Source organism: Serratia sp. JKS296 (assembly GCF_900215445.1).
Lineage (GTDB): Bacteria > Pseudomonadota > Gammaproteobacteria > Enterobacterales > Enterobacteriaceae > Serratia > Serratia marcescens.
Window position 1 is genome coordinate 2,969,544 of record NZ_OCMX01000001.1, and the last position, 16,832, is coordinate 2,986,375.

Genomic DNA, 16,832 nt, shown 5'->3' on the forward strand with positions numbered 1-16,832 from the left:
TAGGAAAGCCTGGCGCAGGCGGCAAGTGCGGCTCACAAAATGAAACACAATCGATAAATTTATTTAATTATTTAGCCCTCTTTCTTTTCTCTCGCCGCCGCCTGTTCACCATGCGGCGCCCGCCTTGCCCTTAATAACCCTATGGAATACGCCACTAAAAATCCCCTACCGGATAAGCAAAGGTAATGATAGTGTTGTTTTCATTCAGTTCATCTATGCTGAAAATTCATCTTTTGAGGGACGACTATGATGTCTAAAGGCATTTCCAAGGGATTCTTTATTCTGATCCTGTTCATCGTTACCGCCGCCTTTCTCGACGTGCTGGGGCCTTATTACTCCTCGGTGCTGTGGGCGGTTATTCTGGCGGTGATTTTCCATCCGGTGAAAAAGAAGTTGAAGCAGTACGTCGGCGAACGCAACGGCGTGGTGTCGCTGCTAACGGTGGCGCTGATCTGCCTGATCGTGTTCACGCCGTTGGCGATCATCGCCTCGTCGCTGGCGATGGAATTCAACGTGATCTACACCAAGCTGCAGACCAACAACAGCCAATTGCCGACCATGCTGGCGGACTTTATGCGCCACCTGCCCGGCTGGGCGCAGCGCTTCCTGGCGGAGCATAACCTCAACAGCGCCGCCGAGATCCAAAAGCAGCTTTCCGAGGTGGCGCTCAAGGGCGGGCAATATCTGGCGGGCAGCGTGTTCCTGATCGGCAAGGGCACCTTCAACTTCGTCGTCGGTTTCGGCGTGATGCTCTACCTGCTGTTCTTCCTGCTGAAAGACGGCCCCTATCTGGTGAACCTGGCGCTCGAAGCGCTGCCGCTCTCCCAGCACGTGAAACACCACCTGTTCGTGAAGTTCGCCGCCGTTTCCCGCGCCACCGTCAAGGGCACGGTGGTGGTCGCCGTGGTGCAAGGCGCGCTCGGCGGGCTGGCGTTTTACTTTACCGGCATCGACGGCAGCCTGCTGTGGGGCGCGCTGATGGCGTTCCTGTCGATCATCCCGGCCGTGGGCTCCGCCATCATCTGGGTGCCGGCGGTGATCTACTTCTTCGCCACCGGCATGCTGTGGAAAGGCATCTTCCTGGTGGTGTTCTTCGTGGTGGTGATCGGCCTGGTGGACAACATCCTGCGCCCGCTGCTGGTGGGCAAAGACACCAAAATGCCGGACTACCTGATCCTGATCTCCACCCTGGGCGGCATGGAGATTTACGGCATCAACGGCTTCGTCATCGGCCCCTTGATCGCCGCGCTGTTCATCGCCTGCTGGAACATCCTGTCCGGCCGCGACAGCGAGGAGAACATCGAAGAGATCGACGAAGAGTTTATCGAGGAAGGCAAAAACCATCCCGACGCGCTGGAGTAAACCTCCCGCAGCGAATCACGCAGGGGCCCGTTTGGGCCCCTTTTTTTTGTCTGTGGTATCCTTGCCAGGCTCACAAGGAAGAACGGGTTTCGTTATGCTTATTTTCTACGCCACGCTGGCCATCGCCTTCACCCTGCTGTGCCTGCTGGCCTTTATCTCTTGCGCTTACCAGCTTTCGAAGCACGGCGACGTCAAATTTTTGGCCTCGCTTTCGGTGCTGATCTTCGCGCTGCTGGCCTTCTATGCCGCTTATGGCTACGTCAGCACCTGGCTGCAACAGCAGGCGGTCGATGTCCGGTTGTATTAGCGCAGCGGGATAAAAAAGACCTGCTCCGGATCGCCGTCATCGAGATTGTCAATCTGGCCGCTGGCGACAAATCCGGCGTTCAGCAGCAGCCGCTGCATCGGCAGGTTGGAACGATTGGTGGAAGTGAACAGCTTCGGGTTTCGGCAATGGGACTTCAATGCCGTAATCAACGCCTGCCCGACGCCCCGGCGGCGATAGCGCTCTCCGACCATCAGCATCTCGATAAAGCCGCAGCCGAAGAAGTGATAGTGCAGTACGCCATAGCCCATCACCACGTCCTGTTCCTTGGCAAGATAGCACTCCCCCTGCCCGCACCAGGCCCGGATCTGCGCCGCGCGCTGCGGTTCGTGTTCGGCGACGCTGTCGAGGGCGATCAGGGCTGCGACATCGCTGTCAGTGGCCTGGCGAACAAACATGTTTTAATCCTCATGCTGATGGATACGGCGACACCGCTTCAACGAAACGGCAACCGAAGCGGGATAACTTTTACATCCTCGCCGAATTTTGTAATCCTATTATAGAGTTACTAAAACACACGCCAAGGAAGGAAAGCTTTTCCCGATGAGAATACCGCAAATCTCCGCCGCCCTGCTGTTTACCCTGCTGCTGGCGGGCTGCCAGTTCCACAAGACCGTGTTCCCGCCGCCGTATATCGGCGCCCCGCAGGAGATCAGCACCTACGAAGTGAAAGGGCTGACGTTCGTCACCACCGTCACCTTCAGCGGCCTGTTCGCCGAAGATCTGGTGCGCGAATACGCACAGAAACATCACTATCGCTACTATGTGGTCACGATGCGCAGCAACGGTTTTAAAGATCGGAGCGAACGCGTGAGCGCGATGATGTATCGGTAAGAGCCCCGGCTCTGATTTGGCAAACCTGCATCAGGGCACAGTTTCAAACCCCCACTTCACTCGATGCCGTTGCAGGTATGCTCTGTTCTTTTCAGACAACCCGCTAATATTGGCGTCCAACGGGATCCTCAGCTCACATAGCAAACCGCTCATCGTCCGTGAATACAGCAAACGTCCGCCATCGGCAAAACTGATCATGCCTCGATCGAACAGCTTGTCCAGATTGGGGATTAACGGCAAACCATTGTGCGGATCCACTTTTTCTTCTGGGGTCGCAATCGACCAGGCAACGATGTGAGAGGCAATGAGAATGGACGGCTCCGCAATCCCCGTGACGGCGCACCGGTTTCCCCACCGCTTAAACATTTTATCGCGATAGGGACCATGCCCAATCCGCGCCTGAATCACCCTTTCTTGCTCACCACCGACCTCTCTGGTGATTTCGACGGTATCCGCATGGAAGTTGATAGAGAGATTTTCCGAGAGAAAACCGGCGATCAACGCGGCTGCCGGCGCGGGGATCTCGCACATATAGTTTTCGGTGCATCCGCCTTTCTTATTAAAAACGCGCGGAAGGCAAGCCTGGTTGTGCATGCGTGTGAACGCTTGATTAAAAAGGGAAACATCAATAGGTAGTTCAAGACGCGTCAGTTCCAAATCGACTTGGGTACCCGCAATATGCGGCGGTCCCGCGACCCGATGCTCAGGCCGCGGTGCAGAGTAAGCATCGCGTACCGCTGTCGCCACGCCGATGATCTTCCTACCCTTGTGGCAAAAAATCAGGTCACCCTCTTTGACTTTTTTGACCGTTTCCCACCCGGCAGGTTTAAACATGTTCCCAGTCTTATTTATTCCATATTGCGGCGCCCACAGGAATTCGCCCTTAAAAACTTCCGCGACGCTGCCACCAATGTTGACCCAGAAAAAACGCATGGCCACTCTTTTATAATCAGGATTTTTAAGGGTTATCGTCACCCTTCATCAAGGGCTTTAGTGATTCTCACCAATTAACGCAGGGTGACGGCAATAAAAAATCCCGGCCTTGACCGGGATAGCGTTGCACGGAAACAGCGCTGTTTATTCACTGCGGGCGAAATTCCAACGCGCTGCTTTTGACCGCTTCGTAAACCGCGGCCGTTGGCGGCTTAGGCAGACGCGCATTGGTGATTGCCTTGATCGCGGCCTGGCAAAGTTCCGGTTCCCCTTGCTCAGCCCGAATGCTGATCAGCATACCGTCCGGCGCCAGCTTGATGCTCAATGTGCAACGCTTGCCTGAGTAGGCTTCGGCATCTTTCAAATGGCTTTGAATCGCGGCCTGCAACTGGGCGATATAGTGTTCTTTCTCTTTTCCCGGTGCCGGCGTCTTTGGGTCGCCAAGGTTGGTGAAAAGATCGTCAACCTCTTTATTTACCGGATCGGTTTGGCTGGGGGCCGTGCTCTTGGCACACCCCGTTAATGCCAGCGCGGTCATCGCCGCCAATACTGTGGCAACGCCGGTTTTATAGCCTGAATGCGTTATTTTCATATTTATATCCATCCTGTACAATTCAGCACGTACAAAAATATAATTTAATTAAAAAAAATAAGCCAACCAGCATTAACCATGCGTTATTAATTAAACTCAAACTATATCATCACAAAAAACACATAATTTGATCGGGTTCACAATAATTTTAATTATTCTTATTGAAGCTAAAAGCAAAATACAATTAAAATCAAAAATCACCATAATGAAAGGAAACAAATAAGGGTATACTATGAGCTCACACAAATATTATCCTCAACTTAAGTGGAAACCGGCAGAATATGAATCCTTAAGGGAAATAGATCAAGCAACCCTAGATGGTATAACCCCAATAATTAAAGTTTTGGATATTGACTGGGATTTTGAGAATGATTGTTACAAAAAAACACTGTCTGACTATTTGATTGACTTCGGCAGTAACCTAGCCCTAAGCTGGTCTCCTGAAAGACCAATATTGTTGGACGTTAGTGAACTAGACTCTCATGGCACACAACATCATCATCCTTTAGATATGTGTGTAGTTAGTGCTAAACAGCATAATAAAGAGTTAATACCCGTTATATCACCTAATTATTCTCATAACTATTTTCAATCAGTTATGAGAAATAAAACCAATGGTGTTGCAGTAACAGTTAACTTTTCAAACTTACATTATTTGAATCAGCTAGTGTCTGATTTAGACACACCCACCAATCTAGTAGATATAATTATTGACCTAGGCGATATTCAGCAAGTGACTGATAGTTTAAAACAGCAAACCTTGCAATCTTGTCAATTTATTATAAACATGGCACATTGGAGAAACATAATATTATCTAGTACATGCTACCCAAATTCACAAGCTGGAATTCCACAGCATCAAATATATAGGCTACGCCGAGAGGAGTGGCAACTTTGGATCGATATAATTCAAACAGGCCAACTTACTTTCACTCCAAGCTTTAGCGATTATCCTACTGCTAGTTCAACAATTACTAGCATAGATCCCCGGTTTATGTCGCAATATGCAGCTGTAAGATATTCAAACAGCGATTCGTGGATATTTGTAAAAGGTACGGCAGTGAAAGGTAACGGATGGGGACAAACGCAAAATTTATGTAATATTTTAATAAGCTCACAGTTTTACTATGGTCAAAACTTCAGCTGGGGAGATAATTATATATTTAACCGAGCCCATGGTATAAACTCATCTGGAGGCTCGAAGGAATGGAGAAAAGTTGCACATACACATCATTTTACGATGGTTGTACAACAACTGGCTAACTATTCAGCACATTTTCCGGCACGACCTTGATCTCTCCATGCAATTCTATTTTTTAGTGCCATCCTGACCTCTAACTTTAACATTCTTAATGGAGTGCATTCAGCTAATATCTGCCAAAGTTCAAAACGGGGTTTGCTTCTATTCCCCTTTGCAAGCCCCATTCTATCAAGTACGCAAAGGCATTCTTCTTTCCATAAGAGTTGAGCCAACGCCAACTCATTAACAATTGGATTAAATTTATCAGCTCGATGTGATAAAAAATTAATTCCACCTCTATTACCTTGAATGACTATTTTCACCCCCCACCAATCTGGTAACAAATTTATAGCTTCATCCATATGATTCTCAGCAACAACTAGCGTAGCCTTATCCATTATAGATGAATAATGCGTAATTTGTCCTGGCAAGCGCTCTAGGGTATCTTTCGAACTTTTAAGTTCATATCCATGTAAAATGCCATTTATAACGGTTATATCTGCTCGTGCAGAACCCAAACTGATGTTAAATTCATCAATAATCAGCGTATCTGGATTCTTGTGATGATCCTTCAACACTTTCTTATGCACGGCTTCTCTAACATCAATGTCTTTCATTTTCATAACCTTACGGCTTTGTTTTATCTGCATCTTAGTAGAAACATCTTTTCCAGTGCTTTAGTATATACCATCTCGACATATCTTTCGATACCATTAAATAATTAAACCTAACACCTAACATCTTTCAATGAATTTATCACCAGATACTTAATCTCAAACATCTTATTTCTCAAAAAATCAGAATAAATAACAAATTAAAGATTGTTTTCTTGCACACTATGATTAAACTTAATGCTTCCATGGTCATATTTTTAATAAATTCAACTCACCTAAGATATAGATAAATAGTTCCCAGAAAAGAGTCTTATATCCCTGTCATCATTCAAACGCGAAGAAATTTATAATTTTGCTTAACGACAGCATCGTCAAACCATGAAAAATTACGCCACCTATTAAGCGTTCGAAGTTGTAGACTCCCTATTTTTGTGGTGACAGTACGTCCCATACCTTGAATGCTCAGGTAAGCCTTTTCGTTGCGCACATTGCATAGCGTCAGACTGATTTCTTAGTAATGACCTTTTTATTCATATACTTAGCCTCTAAAAAAGGTGGGAAATTAACTGCACCACCATTTTATAACGCATTGACTCTAAAGAGATTTATATATTTTAGCCTCTAATATTCGGCTAGAGCTAACATTCCCTAACCTATTGCGGAAACCGCGATTTCTGCATACCTTACCAGCAGACAACGTGCCAGGTTTGCCATACGGATCTCCCCTTTCCCGACGTCGAACGGCTATAATCTGATAAGTGGAGTTTTTTGAAAACGATAAGGAGGGAGTATGTACAAAACTATTTTGGTTCCCGTGGATATTACCGAGCCGGAATTAACACAGCAGGTCATCCCGCATGTCAACGCGCTCGCCAGGCTCGAAGACTCCCACGTCCATTTCCTGGCGGTGATCCCGTCGCGCGCCACCTATGCCGCTTTCGGCTTTGCCGCCACGGCGGCGATAGAAACCAAAGACGAAATCATTGCGGTAGCAACCGAAGGGCTGGCAAAAGCGGCCAAAGAATTCAGCGTGCCTGAAGATAGAGTGACCACGCACGTTGCCGTCGGCGATCCCAAAGATCAGATCCTGGAGCTCGCCGATGCGCTCAACGCGGAGATTATCGTGATGGGTTCCAACCGCCCTTCTGCCATCACTTATCTCCTCGGCTCCAATGCCACCGCCGTCGTCCGCCACGCCAATTGCCCGGTGCTGGTCGTGCGTGAATCGGCTAACGCCGCGCAGTGAGCCTGTCCGACACCTCACTCATATTTGAACAGTAAAAAAACGGGAGCCCTAAGGCTCCCGTTCTCATTCAAACGCCAAACACGCTTACATGTGTTTAACGATGGCGTCGCCAAACTCTGAACATTTCAGCAGCTTAGCGCCTTCCATCAGGCGTTCGAAGTCGTATGTCACGGTCTTGGCCGCGATGGCGCCTTCCATGCCTTTAACGATCAGGTCAGCCGCTTCGAACCAGCCCATGTGGCGCAGCATCATCTCTGCGGACAGGATGATGGAGCCTGGGTTCACTTTGTCCTGGCCGGCGTACTTCGGCGCGGTGCCGTGAGTCGCTTCGAACAGCGCGCAGTCGGAGCCGATGTTGGCGCCCGGTGCGATACCGATGCCGCCTACCTGGGCCGCCAGGGCGTCGGAGATGTAGTCGCCGTTCAGGTTCATACAGGCGATCACGTCGTATTCCGCCGGGCGCAGCAGGATCTGCTGCAGGAAGGCGTCGGCGATCACGTCTTTAACCACGATCTCTTTGCCGGTGTTCGGGTTCTTGATCTTCAGCCATGGGCCGCCGTCGATCAGCTCGCCGCCGAACTCTTCGCGCGCCAGCTCATAGCCCCAATCCTTGAAGGCACCTTCGGTGAACTTCATGATGTTGCCTTTGTGAACCAGAGTCACGGAGTCGCGGTCGTTGGTGATGGCGTATTCGATCGCCGCGCGCACCAGACGCTTGGTCCCTTCTTCGGAGCATGGCTTCACGCCGATACCGCACTGCTCTGGGAAGCGGATTTTCTTCACGCCCATTTCGTCGCGCAGGAATTTGATCACTTTGTCCGCTTCGGCGGAGCCGGCTTTCCACTCGATGCCGGCGTAGATGTCTTCGGCGTTTTCGCGGAAGATCACCATGTCGGTCAGCTCAGGCTGTTTCACCGGGCTTGGGGTGCCCTGGTAGTAACGCACCGGGCGCAGGCACACGTACAGGTCCAGCTGCTGGCGCAGGGCCACGTTCAGAGAACGGATGCCGCCGCCGACCGGGGTGGTCAGGGGGCCTTTGATGGCGACGCGGTAGTCGCGGATCAGGTCCAGAGTTTCGTCCGGCAGCCACACGTCTTTACCGTAAACGTGGGTAGATTTTTCGCCGGTGTAGATTTCCATCCAGGAGATTTTACGTTCGCCGTGGTAAGCCTTTTTAACGGCCGCATCAACCACGTGGATCATGGCAGGAGTCACGTCAACGCCGATGCCGTCGCCTTCGATGAACGGGATGATCGGGTTATGAGGAACAACCAGTTTACCCTGGGCGTCAACCGTGATTTTTTTACCTTCTGCCGGAACAACTACTTTGCTTTCCATCAACCTCTCCTTCAAGCGCAATTTTGTTAATGCTTTGTAAGATGCGTGTAGATACTACTTGAATATTCGGTCCGCGCCAATCCGAAACGGATTCGGTTATAATGCGCTTATCATCCGTAATCTCAACCGTTATGAAAAAATTCTCTGTTAGAAATCACAACGTTAAACGATTCAGCAAGCCGAATGCCGCCAAACCCGCCGCGCCGAAGGGGCCGCGCCGCATTGTGTTATTCAACAAGCCCTTCGACGTGCTGCCGCAGTTCACCGACGAAGCCGGCCGCGCCACGCTGAAAGAATACATCCCCTTCCCCGACGTTTACGCCGCCGGGCGCCTGGATCGCGACAGCGAAGGGCTGCTGGTGCTGACCAACGACGGCCAGCTGCAGGCGCAGCTCACCCAGCCGGGCAAGCGCACCGGCAAAATCTATTATGTGCAGGTCGAGGGCGCGCCGCAGGAGAGCGATCTGGCGCCGCTGCGCAGCGGCGTCACGCTGAAAGACGGCCCGACGCTGCCCGCCGGTGTTGAGTTGGTGGCCGAGCCGCAGTGGCTGTGGCCGCGCACCCCGCCGATCCGCGAGCGTAAATCCATCCCCACCAGTTGGCTGAAAATCACCCTGTATGAAGGGCGAAACCGCCAGGTGCGTCGCATGACGGCGCATATCGGGTTCCCTACCCTGCGCCTGATTCGCTACAGTATGGGTAATCTTTCGCTGGGTTCACTGCAGCCCGGTGAATGGAAAACCATCGATTCCCTGTAGACCGATAACTGATGGAGGCGCCATGAAATCTACTCCGATCGCGCTGCTGCTCGCCGCTCTGGCGGCCCCGTTCGCCGCCCCGGCCGCCAGCTTCGACTGCGCCAAGGCGGCAAGCCGCGATGAGCAAGCCATCTGCGCCAACCGCACGCTGAACGATCTGGACGTGCAAATGGCCACCAAGTACCAATTCCTGCGCGGCCTGTTCGCCATGGGCGCGCGCGGCGCGATGCAGGACAGCCAGCAGGCCTGGCTGGCCAAACGCCAGCGGTGCGGCGACGACACCGCCTGCCTGCTGCAAAGTTACCGCACCCGCATCGCCGAGCTGGACGACATCTACCGGCGCATCGACAAACCGCTGTAAGGAGACCGCATGTTCAAACCGCACGTCACCGTAGCCTGCGTGGTGCACGCCGCCGGCAAATTTTTGGTCGTCGAAGAGACCATCAACGGCAAAGCGCTGTGGAATCAGCCGGCCGGCCACCTGGAGGCCGACGAGACGCTGGTGCAGGCCGCCGAGCGCGAGCTGTGGGAAGAGACCGGCATCCGCGCCACGCCGCAGGCGTTCCTGCGCCTGCACCAGTGGATCGCGCCGGATCGCACGCCGTTCCTGCGTTTCTGCTTCGTCATCGAGCTGGAACAGCCGCTGCCGACCGAGCCGCACGACAGCGACATCGATCGCTGCCTGTGGTTGAGCGCCGACGAGATTTTGCAGGCGCCCAACCTGCGTTCCGCGCTGGTGGCCGAGAGCATTCGCAGTTATCAGCAGCCGGAGCGTTACCCGCTGTCGCTAGTCGGCAGCTTCGCCTGGCCACATTGAGGACGCCGGGCAGCACAAGATGAACAGTGCGCCGGCGCGGGCAACGTGGTAAAATCCTGCGCTTGTTTTTATCAGCACGGTTCGTGTTCAAGTTCGTGAGATCCCCATGTCAGACAACAGCCAGAAAAAAGTAATCGTCGGTATGTCCGGCGGCGTCGACTCTTCCGTTACCGCCTATCTGTTACAGCAACAGGGCTATCAGGTCGCTGGGCTGTTCATGAAAAACTGGGAAGAAGACGACGACGAAGAGTACTGCTCCGCCGCGACCGATCTGGCCGACGCGCAAGCGGTCTGCGACAAGCTGGGCATCGAACTGCACACGGTGAACTTTGCGGCGGAATACTGGGACAACGTGTTTGAGCTGTTCCTGGAAGAGTACAAGGCCGGCCGCACGCCGAACCCGGACATCCTGTGCAATAAAGAGATCAAATTCAAAGCCTTCCTGGAGTTCGCCGCCGAAGATCTGGGGGCCGATTTCATCGCCACCGGCCATTACGTGCGCCGCCAGGACGTGGACGGCAAAAGCCGCCTGCTGCGCGGCGTCGACGGCAACAAAGATCAGAGCTACTTCCTCTACACCCTGAGCCACGAGCAGGTGGCGCAGAGCCTGTTCCCGGTCGGGGAGCTGGAGAAGCCGGAGGTGCGCCGCATCGCCGAGCAACTGGAGCTGGTCACCGCCAAGAAGAAAGACTCCACCGGCATCTGCTTCATCGGCGAACGCAAGTTCCGCGACTTCCTCGGCCGCTACCTGCCGGCGCAGCCGGGTCCGATCGTCAGCGTCGACGGCCAGACCGTCGGCGAACACCAGGGTCTGATGTATCACACCCTGGGCCAGCGTAAAGGGCTGGGCATCGGCGGCCTGAAAGACAGCAGCGAAGATCCATGGTACGTGGTGGATAAAGACGTGGCCAACAACGTGCTGGTGGTTGCGCAGGGGCACGATCACCCGCGCCTGATGTCCGTCGGCCTGATCGCGCAGCAGCTGCACTGGGTAGATCGTCTGCCGCTGACCGGCCCGTTCCGCTGTACGGTGAAGACCCGCTATCGCCAGCAGGACATCCCTTGCACCGTGACCCCGCTCGACGACGAACGCATCGAAGTGCGTTTCGACGAGCCGGTCTCCGCCGTCACCCCCGGTCAGTCGGCGGTGTTCTACCAGGGCGAAATCTGCCTCGGCGGCGGCATCATCGAACAGCGCCTGGCGTAATTCGCCTGCCGCCCAAGAAAAACGCTGCGTTCACCGCAGCGTTTTTTTATTCAAAATTCCACCTGCGCGCCCAGCTCGATCACCCGATTCGGCGGGATTTCGAACAGATCCGGCGCCCGCAGCGCGTTGCGCTGCAATAGCTGGAACACCTTGCCGCGCACGCGCAGATACCAGGGCCGCTTGCCCAGCACCAGCGTATCGCGCGACATGAAGAACGAGGTCTCGTTCATGGTGAAGCTCATCCCCTCCAGCCCGCAGCGATAAAGGATATCCGTCACGTTGGGCGTCTCGCGCCAGCCGTAGCTCGCCACCACCCGCCAAAAGCTCGCCGACAGCTGTTCGATCGCCACCCGCTGCACATTGTGCACGTACGGCATGTCGGTGGTGACGATGGTCAGCAGCACCACGCGCTCGTGCAGCACCTTGTTGTGCTTCAGGTTATGCAACAGCACCAGCGGCACCGCATGCGGCGTGCGCTCCATAAACACCGCGGTGCCCGGCACCCGCTTCGGCGGCGCCTTCTCCAGCGATTCGATCAGCGCGCTCAGCCCTTCCTGGTTGTCGCGCAACCGGCGGATCAGGCGCGAACGCTCGGTCTTCCAGGTCAGCATGATCAGCAGAATCGTCAGCCCAAGCGCCACCGGCAGCCAGCCGCCGGTCGCCAGCTTGATCAGGTTGGCGCCGAACAGCGGCACGTCGATGCACAGCATGACCAGCAGCATCAACCCGCCCAGCGCGCGCGGCCAGCCCCAGTTTTTCACCGCCACGATGCTCAGCAAAATCGACGACAGCAGCATGGTGCCGGTCACCACGATGCCGTAAGCCGACGCCAGGTTGCTGGAGTGTTTGAAACTGATAATCACGATCAGCACCGCCGCGAACAGCAGCCAGTTCACCACCGGAATGTAGATCTGCCCGGACTCCTGATCGGAGGTATAGATGATGCGCATCGGCGGCAGGTAGCCCAGCCGCACCGCCTGCCGCGTCAGCGAGAACACGCCGGAGATCACCGCCTGCGAGGCGATCACCGTCGCCAGCGTGGCGATCACCAGCAGCGGGATCAGCGCCCAGGTCGGCGCCAGCAGGAAGAACGGGTTGTTGATCGCCGCCGGATTGGCCAGCAGCAGCGCCCCCTGGCCGAAGTAGTTCAACACCAGCGCCGGCGCCACCAGCGTAAACCACGCCAGACGGATCGGCTTTTTACCGAAGTGGCCCATATCGGCGTACAACGCTTCTGCGCCGGTGACCGACAGCACCACCATGCCCAGCGCAAAGAATGACACCGCCTTGTATTCGAGGAAGAAATTCACCGCCCAGTAAGGGTTCAGCGCCCGCAGCACGCCGGGGTGATGCAGAATGCCGCCGATGCCCAGCAGCGCCAGCGTCAGGAACCAGATAACCATCGCCGGGGCAAACAGTTTGCCGACGCTGCCGGTGCCGCGTTTTTGGATCGCGAACAACGCGGTCAGCACCAGCAGCGACAGCGGCACGATAAAGCTGTCCAGCTCGGGGGCGATAATCTGCAGCCCCTCGATGGCCGAGAGCACCGAAATGGCCGGGGTGATCACCCCGTCGCCGTAAAAGAAGCTGCCGCCCACCAGCCCGATCAGCACCGCCGCCGGCACCCAGCGCGCATCCAGCTTGCGGATCGCCAGCGACATCAGCGTCAGAATGCCTCCCTCGCCGTCGTTGTCGGCGCGCATCACAAAACAAATGTATTTAATGGACACCACCAGCGTCAGCAGCCAGAAAATCAGCGACAAAAAGCCGTAAATCGAGGCCGGCGTCAGGGTGATGCCCTCCTCCGCCGTCAGGCATTCGCGCAGGGTATACAGCGGGCTGGTACCGATATCGCCGTACACCACGCCGATGGCCGCCAGCGTCACCGCCGGCAGCGGCTGCTTGTTTTTTACGTGCATATAAAGGTCTTTATTTAAGGGTTCACGTTGGCAGTATAGATGCAGCCGCCGCACTTTATTTGCCGCCGCAACAATAAGTTCGCGCCGCCGCGCCGGCGATTTTCGCCGCCTTATTGCGCAGTTCTGCGCCGCACGGCGCCTCCGCCTCGTCACAGACGTATTAGACGCTGGGTTTACCCTCGATTTTGTGGCATGATCCGCGGCATTCGTTGTCATCGTTGTTACAGCCACGCCCGAGCGTTACCGTTCGCGGCCGCCGCCGTTGCCCCTGCGATACACACAACCTTATGCAGTAAGCCATGTACCGTTCACCGCGTTTACAGGAGTCATCGTGGCGAAGAATTATTATGACATCACGCTGGCCATGGCGGGCATCAGCCAGTCGGCGCGTTTGGTTCAGCAGTTGGCCCATGAAGGGCAATGCGACCGCGAAGCGTTTCAGACCTCGCTGAAAAGCCTGCTGCAAATGGATCCGCCCTCCACGCTGGCGGTGTTCGGCGGCGAAGAACGCAATTTGATGGTCGGCCTCGAAACCCTGATGGGCGTGCTGAATGCCAACAACAAAGGGCCGGGCGCGGAACTGACCCGCTACACCATCAGCCTGATGGTGCTGGAGCGCAAGCTCAACGCCAACAAACAGGCGATGAACACGCTCGGCGAACGCCTCGGCCAGCTTGAGCGCCAGTTGGCGCACTTCGATCTTGAGTCAGACACCATCATCAGCGCGCTGGCCGGCATTTACGTCGACGTGGTCAGCCCGCTCGGGCCGCGCATTCAGGTGACCGGCTCGCCGGCGATCTTGCAGAATCCGCAGGTGCAGGCCAAGGTGCGCGCCACGCTGCTGGCCGGCATTCGCGCCGCCGTGCTGTGGCAACAGGTCGGCGGCAGCCGCCTGCAGTTAATGTTTTCCCGTAATCGTCTGTTCAAGCAGGCGCAAAATATCGTTGCTCATTGTTAATCGATCCCAGGAGTTGCTACCGATGGAATTATCCTCACTGACCGCCGTTTCCCCCGTTGATGGACGCTACGGTGATAAAGTCAGCGCACTGCGCCCCATTTTCAGCGAATACGGTCTGCTGAAATTCCGCGTACAGGTTGAAGTACGTTGGCTGCAAAAACTGGCCGCCTGCGCAGAAATCAAGGAAGTTCCCGCTTTTGACGCCGACGCAAACGCTTTCCTCGACAAAATCGTCGCGGAATTCAATGAAGAAGACGCACAGCGCATCAAAACCATCGAACGCACCACCAACCACGACGTGAAAGCGGTCGAGTATTTCCTGAAGGAAAAAGTGGCGGCGGTGCCTGCGCTGCACGCGGTGTCCGAGTTCATCCACTTCGCCTGCACCTCCGAAGACATCAACAACCTGTCGCATGCGCTGATGCTGCAAAGCGCCCGTCAGGACGTGGTGTTGCCTTACTGGCGCAAGATCATCGACGCGCTGAAAGGGCTGGCGCAGGAATACCGCGATATCCCGCTGCTGTCGCGCACCCACGGCCAGCCGGCAACCCCGTCGACCGTCGGCAAAGAGTTCGCCAACGTGGCTTACCGCATGGAGCGCCAGTACCGCCAGCTGGAGCGCGTGGAGATCATGGGTAAAATCAACGGCGCGGTCGGCAACTACAATGCCCACATCGTCGCTTACCCGGAAGTGGACTGGCATCAGTTCAGCGAAGCGTTTGTGACCTCGCTCGGCATCACCTGGAACCCGTACACCACGCAGATCGAACCACATGACTACATCGCCGAACTGTTCGACTGCGTAGCGCGTTTCAACACCATTCTGATCGACTTCGACCGCGACATCTGGGGCTACATCGCCCTGAACCACTTCAAGCAGAAGACCATCGCCGGCGAAATCGGCTCTTCCACCATGCCGCACAAGGTCAACCCGATCGACTTCGAAAACTCCGAAGGCAACCTGGGCCTGGCCAACGCCGTGCTGGGCCACCTGGCGGGTAAACTGCCAGTTTCCCGCTGGCAGCGCGATCTGACCGACTCCACCGTGCTGCGTAACCTGGGCGTGGGCCTGGGCTATGCGCTGATCGCCTATCAGGCCACCCTGAAGGGCATCAGCAAGCTGGAAGTCAACCAGGCGCACCTGTTGGACGAACTGGATCACAACTGGGAAGTGCTGGCCGAGCCGATCCAGACCGTGATGCGCCGCTACGGCATCGAGAAGCCTTACGAGAAGTTGAAAGAACTGACCCGCGGCAAGCGCGTGGACGCCGCCGGCATGCAGGCGTTCATCGATGGTCTGGCGCTGCCGGAAGAAGAGAAAACCCGTCTGAAGGCGATGACCCCGGCCAACTACATCGGCCGCGCCACTACCCTGGTCGACGAGCTGAAGTAAGCGCGTTAGACCCACAACGACAAGGCGGCCCACGGGCCGCCTTGTTGCTTATTATTCGCCGCGCAACACCTGCAGCCGGGCAATCTGCCGCCCCTGCGCATCGAAGTTGTCCGCACTCAGCCAACGCTCAAACGCCTGCCGCACCGCAGGCCAACGGTCAGCGGTGATGGCGAACCAGTCGGTATCGCGGCTGCGCCCTTTAACGATCACCGCAAAGCGGAAGTTGCCCTCGTAACGGAAGCCAAAACGCAGAGCGGCCTGGCGCGATGGCGCGTTATGGCTGTCGCACTTCCACTCACAGCGGCGATAGCCCAGCGTGTCGAAGGCGTAACGCAGCAGCAGCGCGATGGCCTCGGTGGCGCTGGAGCGCTGTTTCATCAACGGTGACCAGCTGACGTGGCCGATCTCCAGCACGCCGTTGGCCTCGTCGATGCGCATCAGAGCCACCGTCCCCACCGGCGCGTCGCTGGCGGCATCGAACACCGTCAGATTGACCAGCGTCGGGTTGGCCTGCAGCGTCTCCAGATGCAGCAGCATCGCCGCCGGCGTGTCGGGCCGTTCGATAGACAGATAGGTCCAGTCGCGGCCGTCCGGCGCCAGCTGGAAAGCGTCGTACAGCGCGGCGTAATCCCGCTGCGGCTCGAGCGGCGCCAGCGAGCAGAAACGCCCGCCGAGCGTTGCGCCGCCCGGGCGACGAGCCGGCTGCCAATCCGGCATCGGTTCGCCAATCGGCTGACCATAACGATTCATTGCCATACGCGCCTCCTGCGGTTAACGGGTATAAACGATAAACGAGCTTCTTCTGCCGATTTTGTCGTACAGCGAACGCGCCGGCGCGTTGTACTCCTGAGTCATCCAATAGACCCGATCGCTGCCGCGCGCCTCCGCCAGTCGATACGCCTGTTCGAACAGTTTTTCCGACACTTTATGGCCGCGCGCCTGCGGCGACAAATAGAGATCTTCGATATAACAATAGCCCATCGCGCTCCAGGTGGACGGATGGAATACCAGGTTCATCAGCCCCAGCAGCCGGCCGTCGGCATCCTCCGCCACCAGCCCGTACACCTGTTCATCCTGCCCCAACCGTTCGAAGGTGCGATCGGTCACCTGCGGCGCCACGTCGGCGCGGTAAAAGTCGAGATAGCCCTGCCACAACGCCAGCCATTGCGCTCTGTCGTCGCCATTGATTCTGCGGATGGTCACTTCACGATTTGATGGGTTCATAGCGCCTCACGGGGTTAAGATATTATTTCCATTAGGGAAATAACCGAATAGCGGCAGGATACACCGCGCAGC

At 55.7% G+C, this 16,832-nt stretch carries 19 protein-coding genes; 11 read left to right on the top strand and 8 right to left on the bottom strand.

Annotated elements, in window-relative coordinates:
• The first annotated feature begins 246 nt into the window (after positions 1-246).
• Both CRO23_RS14165 and CRO23_RS14170 read left to right on the top strand, forming a co-directional pair.
• Positions 247-1,362 carry an AI-2E family transporter gene (locus tag CRO23_RS14165; RefSeq protein WP_079449333.1) on the top strand — a complete coding sequence of 372 codons (1,116 nt, stop codon included), beginning with the start codon at positions 247-249 and terminating at the stop codon, positions 1,360-1,362.
• Between the two features lie 94 nt (positions 1,363-1,456).
• On the top strand, positions 1,457-1,669 hold the full coding sequence (locus tag CRO23_RS14170) for a hypothetical protein (RefSeq protein WP_004941224.1): 213 nt from the start codon (positions 1,457-1,459) through the stop codon (positions 1,667-1,669).
• Here CRO23_RS14170 and CRO23_RS14175 read toward each other — a convergent pair.
• Complete coding sequence (locus CRO23_RS14175; protein WP_016928058.1) at positions 1,666-2,085, bottom strand: GNAT family N-acetyltransferase; 420 nt, start codon at positions 2,083-2,085, stop codon at positions 1,666-1,668. The genes CRO23_RS14170 and CRO23_RS14175 overlap by 4 nt on opposite strands.
• 145 nt (positions 2,086-2,230) lie before the next feature.
• On the opposite strand from CRO23_RS14175, the gene CRO23_RS14180 reads away from it, so the two are divergent.
• Entirely contained in the window at positions 2,231-2,521 is a 291-nt protein-coding gene (locus tag CRO23_RS14180; RefSeq protein ID WP_016928059.1) for a hypothetical protein, read from the top strand.
• 30 nt (positions 2,522-2,551) lie between these two features.
• Here the strand turns inward: CRO23_RS14180 and CRO23_RS14185 are convergent, their stop codons facing one another.
• Together CRO23_RS14185 and tolA are read right to left on the bottom strand one after the other, a co-directional pair.
• Positions 2,552-3,454 carry an HNH endonuclease gene (locus tag CRO23_RS14185; protein WP_097102299.1) on the bottom strand — a complete coding sequence of 301 codons (903 nt, stop codon included), beginning with the start codon at positions 3,452-3,454 and terminating at the stop codon, positions 2,552-2,554.
• A 148-nt stretch (positions 3,455-3,602) separates the two neighbouring features.
• Positions 3,603-4,058, bottom strand: a complete 456-nt coding sequence (gene tolA / locus CRO23_RS14190) for a cell envelope integrity protein TolA (RefSeq protein WP_255253510.1) — start codon at positions 4,056-4,058, stop codon at positions 3,603-3,605.
• Positions 4,059-4,278: 220 nt separating this feature from the next.
• On the opposite strand from tolA, the gene CRO23_RS14195 reads away from it, so the two are divergent.
• Complete coding sequence (locus CRO23_RS14195) at positions 4,279-5,340, top strand: beta family protein (protein WP_097102301.1); 1,062 nt, start codon at positions 4,279-4,281, stop codon at positions 5,338-5,340.
• Here CRO23_RS14195 and CRO23_RS14200 read toward each other — a convergent pair.
• Positions 5,310-5,903, bottom strand: a complete 594-nt coding sequence (locus CRO23_RS14200; RefSeq protein WP_097103108.1) for a sce7726 family protein — start codon at positions 5,901-5,903, stop codon at positions 5,310-5,312. The two genes, CRO23_RS14195 and CRO23_RS14200, sit on opposite strands and share 31 nt — an antisense overlap.
• 787 nt (positions 5,904-6,690) lie before the next feature.
• Between CRO23_RS14200 and uspF the strand changes: the two genes are divergently transcribed.
• Positions 6,691-7,146 (top strand): universal stress protein UspF, encoded by a 456-nt coding sequence (uspF, locus tag CRO23_RS14205; RefSeq protein ID WP_016928063.1) that lies wholly within the window; start codon positions 6,691-6,693, stop codon positions 7,144-7,146.
• Between the two features lie 84 nt (positions 7,147-7,230).
• On the opposite strand, the gene icd is transcribed toward uspF, so the two are convergent.
• Entirely contained in the window at positions 7,231-8,484 is a 1,254-nt protein-coding gene (icd, locus tag CRO23_RS14210) for an NADP-dependent isocitrate dehydrogenase (RefSeq protein WP_015377612.1), read from the bottom strand.
• Between the two features lie 131 nt (positions 8,485-8,615).
• Between icd and rluE the strand changes: the two genes are divergently transcribed.
• The 4 genes from rluE (at position 8,616) to mnmA (ending at position 11,266) form a co-directional block, all read left to right on the top strand.
• A complete protein-coding gene (gene rluE, locus CRO23_RS14215; RefSeq protein ID WP_097102303.1) occupies positions 8,616-9,242 on the top strand; it encodes a 23S rRNA pseudouridine(2457) synthase RluE in 627 nt (208 codons plus the stop codon).
• 22 nt (positions 9,243-9,264) lie between these two features.
• Positions 9,265-9,603, top strand: a complete 339-nt coding sequence (locus CRO23_RS14220) for a lysozyme inhibitor LprI family protein (RefSeq protein WP_097102305.1) — start codon at positions 9,265-9,267, stop codon at positions 9,601-9,603.
• 9 nt (positions 9,604-9,612) lie between these two features.
• Positions 9,613-10,059: an NUDIX hydrolase gene (locus CRO23_RS14225; RefSeq protein ID WP_015377609.1), complete on the top strand. Its 447-nt coding sequence runs from the start codon at positions 9,613-9,615 to the stop codon at positions 10,057-10,059.
• A 106-nt stretch (positions 10,060-10,165) separates the two neighbouring features.
• Entirely contained in the window at positions 10,166-11,266 is a 1,101-nt protein-coding gene (gene mnmA / locus CRO23_RS14230; RefSeq protein ID WP_016928066.1) for a tRNA 2-thiouridine(34) synthase MnmA, read from the top strand.
• Positions 11,267-11,316: 50 nt separating this feature from the next.
• Here mnmA and kup read toward each other — a convergent pair whose 3' ends face one another.
• Complete coding sequence (kup, locus tag CRO23_RS14235) at positions 11,317-13,185, bottom strand: low affinity potassium transporter Kup (protein ID WP_016928067.1); 1,869 nt, start codon at positions 13,183-13,185, stop codon at positions 11,317-11,319.
• 331 nt (positions 13,186-13,516) lie between these two features.
• On the opposite strand from kup, the gene hflD reads away from it, so the two are divergent.
• Together hflD and purB are read left to right on the top strand one after the other, a co-directional pair.
• The gene (gene hflD / locus CRO23_RS14240; protein ID WP_016928068.1) at positions 13,517-14,143 is read left to right on the top strand and encodes a high frequency lysogenization protein HflD; all 627 of its coding nucleotides are present in this window, start codon (positions 13,517-13,519) and stop codon (positions 14,141-14,143) included.
• Between the two features lie 22 nt (positions 14,144-14,165).
• Entirely contained in the window at positions 14,166-15,536 is a 1,371-nt protein-coding gene (gene purB, locus CRO23_RS14245) for an adenylosuccinate lyase (RefSeq protein ID WP_016928069.1), read from the top strand.
• 51 nt (positions 15,537-15,587) lie between these two features.
• Here the strand turns inward: purB and CRO23_RS14250 are convergent, their stop codons facing one another.
• Positions 15,588-16,292 carry a GNAT family N-acetyltransferase gene (locus tag CRO23_RS14250; RefSeq protein ID WP_028128046.1) on the bottom strand — a complete coding sequence of 235 codons (705 nt, stop codon included), beginning with the start codon at positions 16,290-16,292 and terminating at the stop codon, positions 15,588-15,590.
• Positions 16,293-16,307: 15 nt separating this feature from the next.
• Positions 16,308-16,760, bottom strand: a complete 453-nt coding sequence (locus tag CRO23_RS14255) for a GNAT family N-acetyltransferase (RefSeq protein ID WP_097102307.1) — start codon at positions 16,758-16,760, stop codon at positions 16,308-16,310.
• Positions 16,761-16,832: the final 72 nt, after the last annotated feature.

Coding starts and splice junctions, on each gene's coding strand:
- CRO23_RS14165 (WP_079449333.1), top strand. CDS start 247: ATGATGTCTAAAGGCATTTCCAAGGGATTCTTTATTCTGATCCTGTTC.
- CRO23_RS14170 (WP_004941224.1), top strand. CDS start 1,457: ATGCTTATTTTCTACGCCACGCTGGCCATCGCCTTCACCCTGCTGTGC.
- CRO23_RS14175 (WP_016928058.1), bottom strand. CDS start 2,085: ATGTTTGTTCGCCAGGCCACTGACAGCGATGTCGCAGCCCTGATCGCC.
- CRO23_RS14180 (WP_016928059.1), top strand. CDS start 2,231: ATGAGAATACCGCAAATCTCCGCCGCCCTGCTGTTTACCCTGCTGCTG.
- CRO23_RS14185 (WP_097102299.1), bottom strand. CDS start 3,454: ATGCGTTTTTTCTGGGTCAACATTGGTGGCAGCGTCGCGGAAGTTTTT.
- tolA (WP_255253510.1), bottom strand. CDS start 4,058: ATGGATATAAATATGAAAATAACGCATTCAGGCTATAAAACCGGCGTT.
- CRO23_RS14195 (WP_097102301.1), top strand. CDS start 4,279: ATGAGCTCACACAAATATTATCCTCAACTTAAGTGGAAACCGGCAGAA.
- CRO23_RS14200 (WP_097103108.1), bottom strand. CDS start 5,903: ATGAAAGACATTGATGTTAGAGAAGCCGTGCATAAGAAAGTGTTGAAG.
- uspF (WP_016928063.1), top strand. CDS start 6,691: ATGTACAAAACTATTTTGGTTCCCGTGGATATTACCGAGCCGGAATTA.
- icd (WP_015377612.1), bottom strand. CDS start 8,484: ATGGAAAGCAAAGTAGTTGTTCCGGCAGAAGGTAAAAAAATCACGGTT.
- rluE (WP_097102303.1), top strand. CDS start 8,616: ATGAAAAAATTCTCTGTTAGAAATCACAACGTTAAACGATTCAGCAAG.
- CRO23_RS14220 (WP_097102305.1), top strand. CDS start 9,265: ATGAAATCTACTCCGATCGCGCTGCTGCTCGCCGCTCTGGCGGCCCCG.
- CRO23_RS14225 (WP_015377609.1), top strand. CDS start 9,613: ATGTTCAAACCGCACGTCACCGTAGCCTGCGTGGTGCACGCCGCCGGC.
- mnmA (WP_016928066.1), top strand. CDS start 10,166: ATGTCAGACAACAGCCAGAAAAAAGTAATCGTCGGTATGTCCGGCGGC.
- kup (WP_016928067.1), bottom strand. CDS start 13,185: ATGCACGTAAAAAACAAGCAGCCGCTGCCGGCGGTGACGCTGGCGGCC.
- purB (WP_016928069.1), top strand. CDS start 14,166: ATGGAATTATCCTCACTGACCGCCGTTTCCCCCGTTGATGGACGCTAC.
- CRO23_RS14250 (WP_028128046.1), bottom strand. CDS start 16,292: ATGGCAATGAATCGTTATGGTCAGCCGATTGGCGAACCGATGCCGGAT.
- CRO23_RS14255 (WP_097102307.1), bottom strand. CDS start 16,760: ATGAACCCATCAAATCGTGAAGTGACCATCCGCAGAATCAATGGCGAC.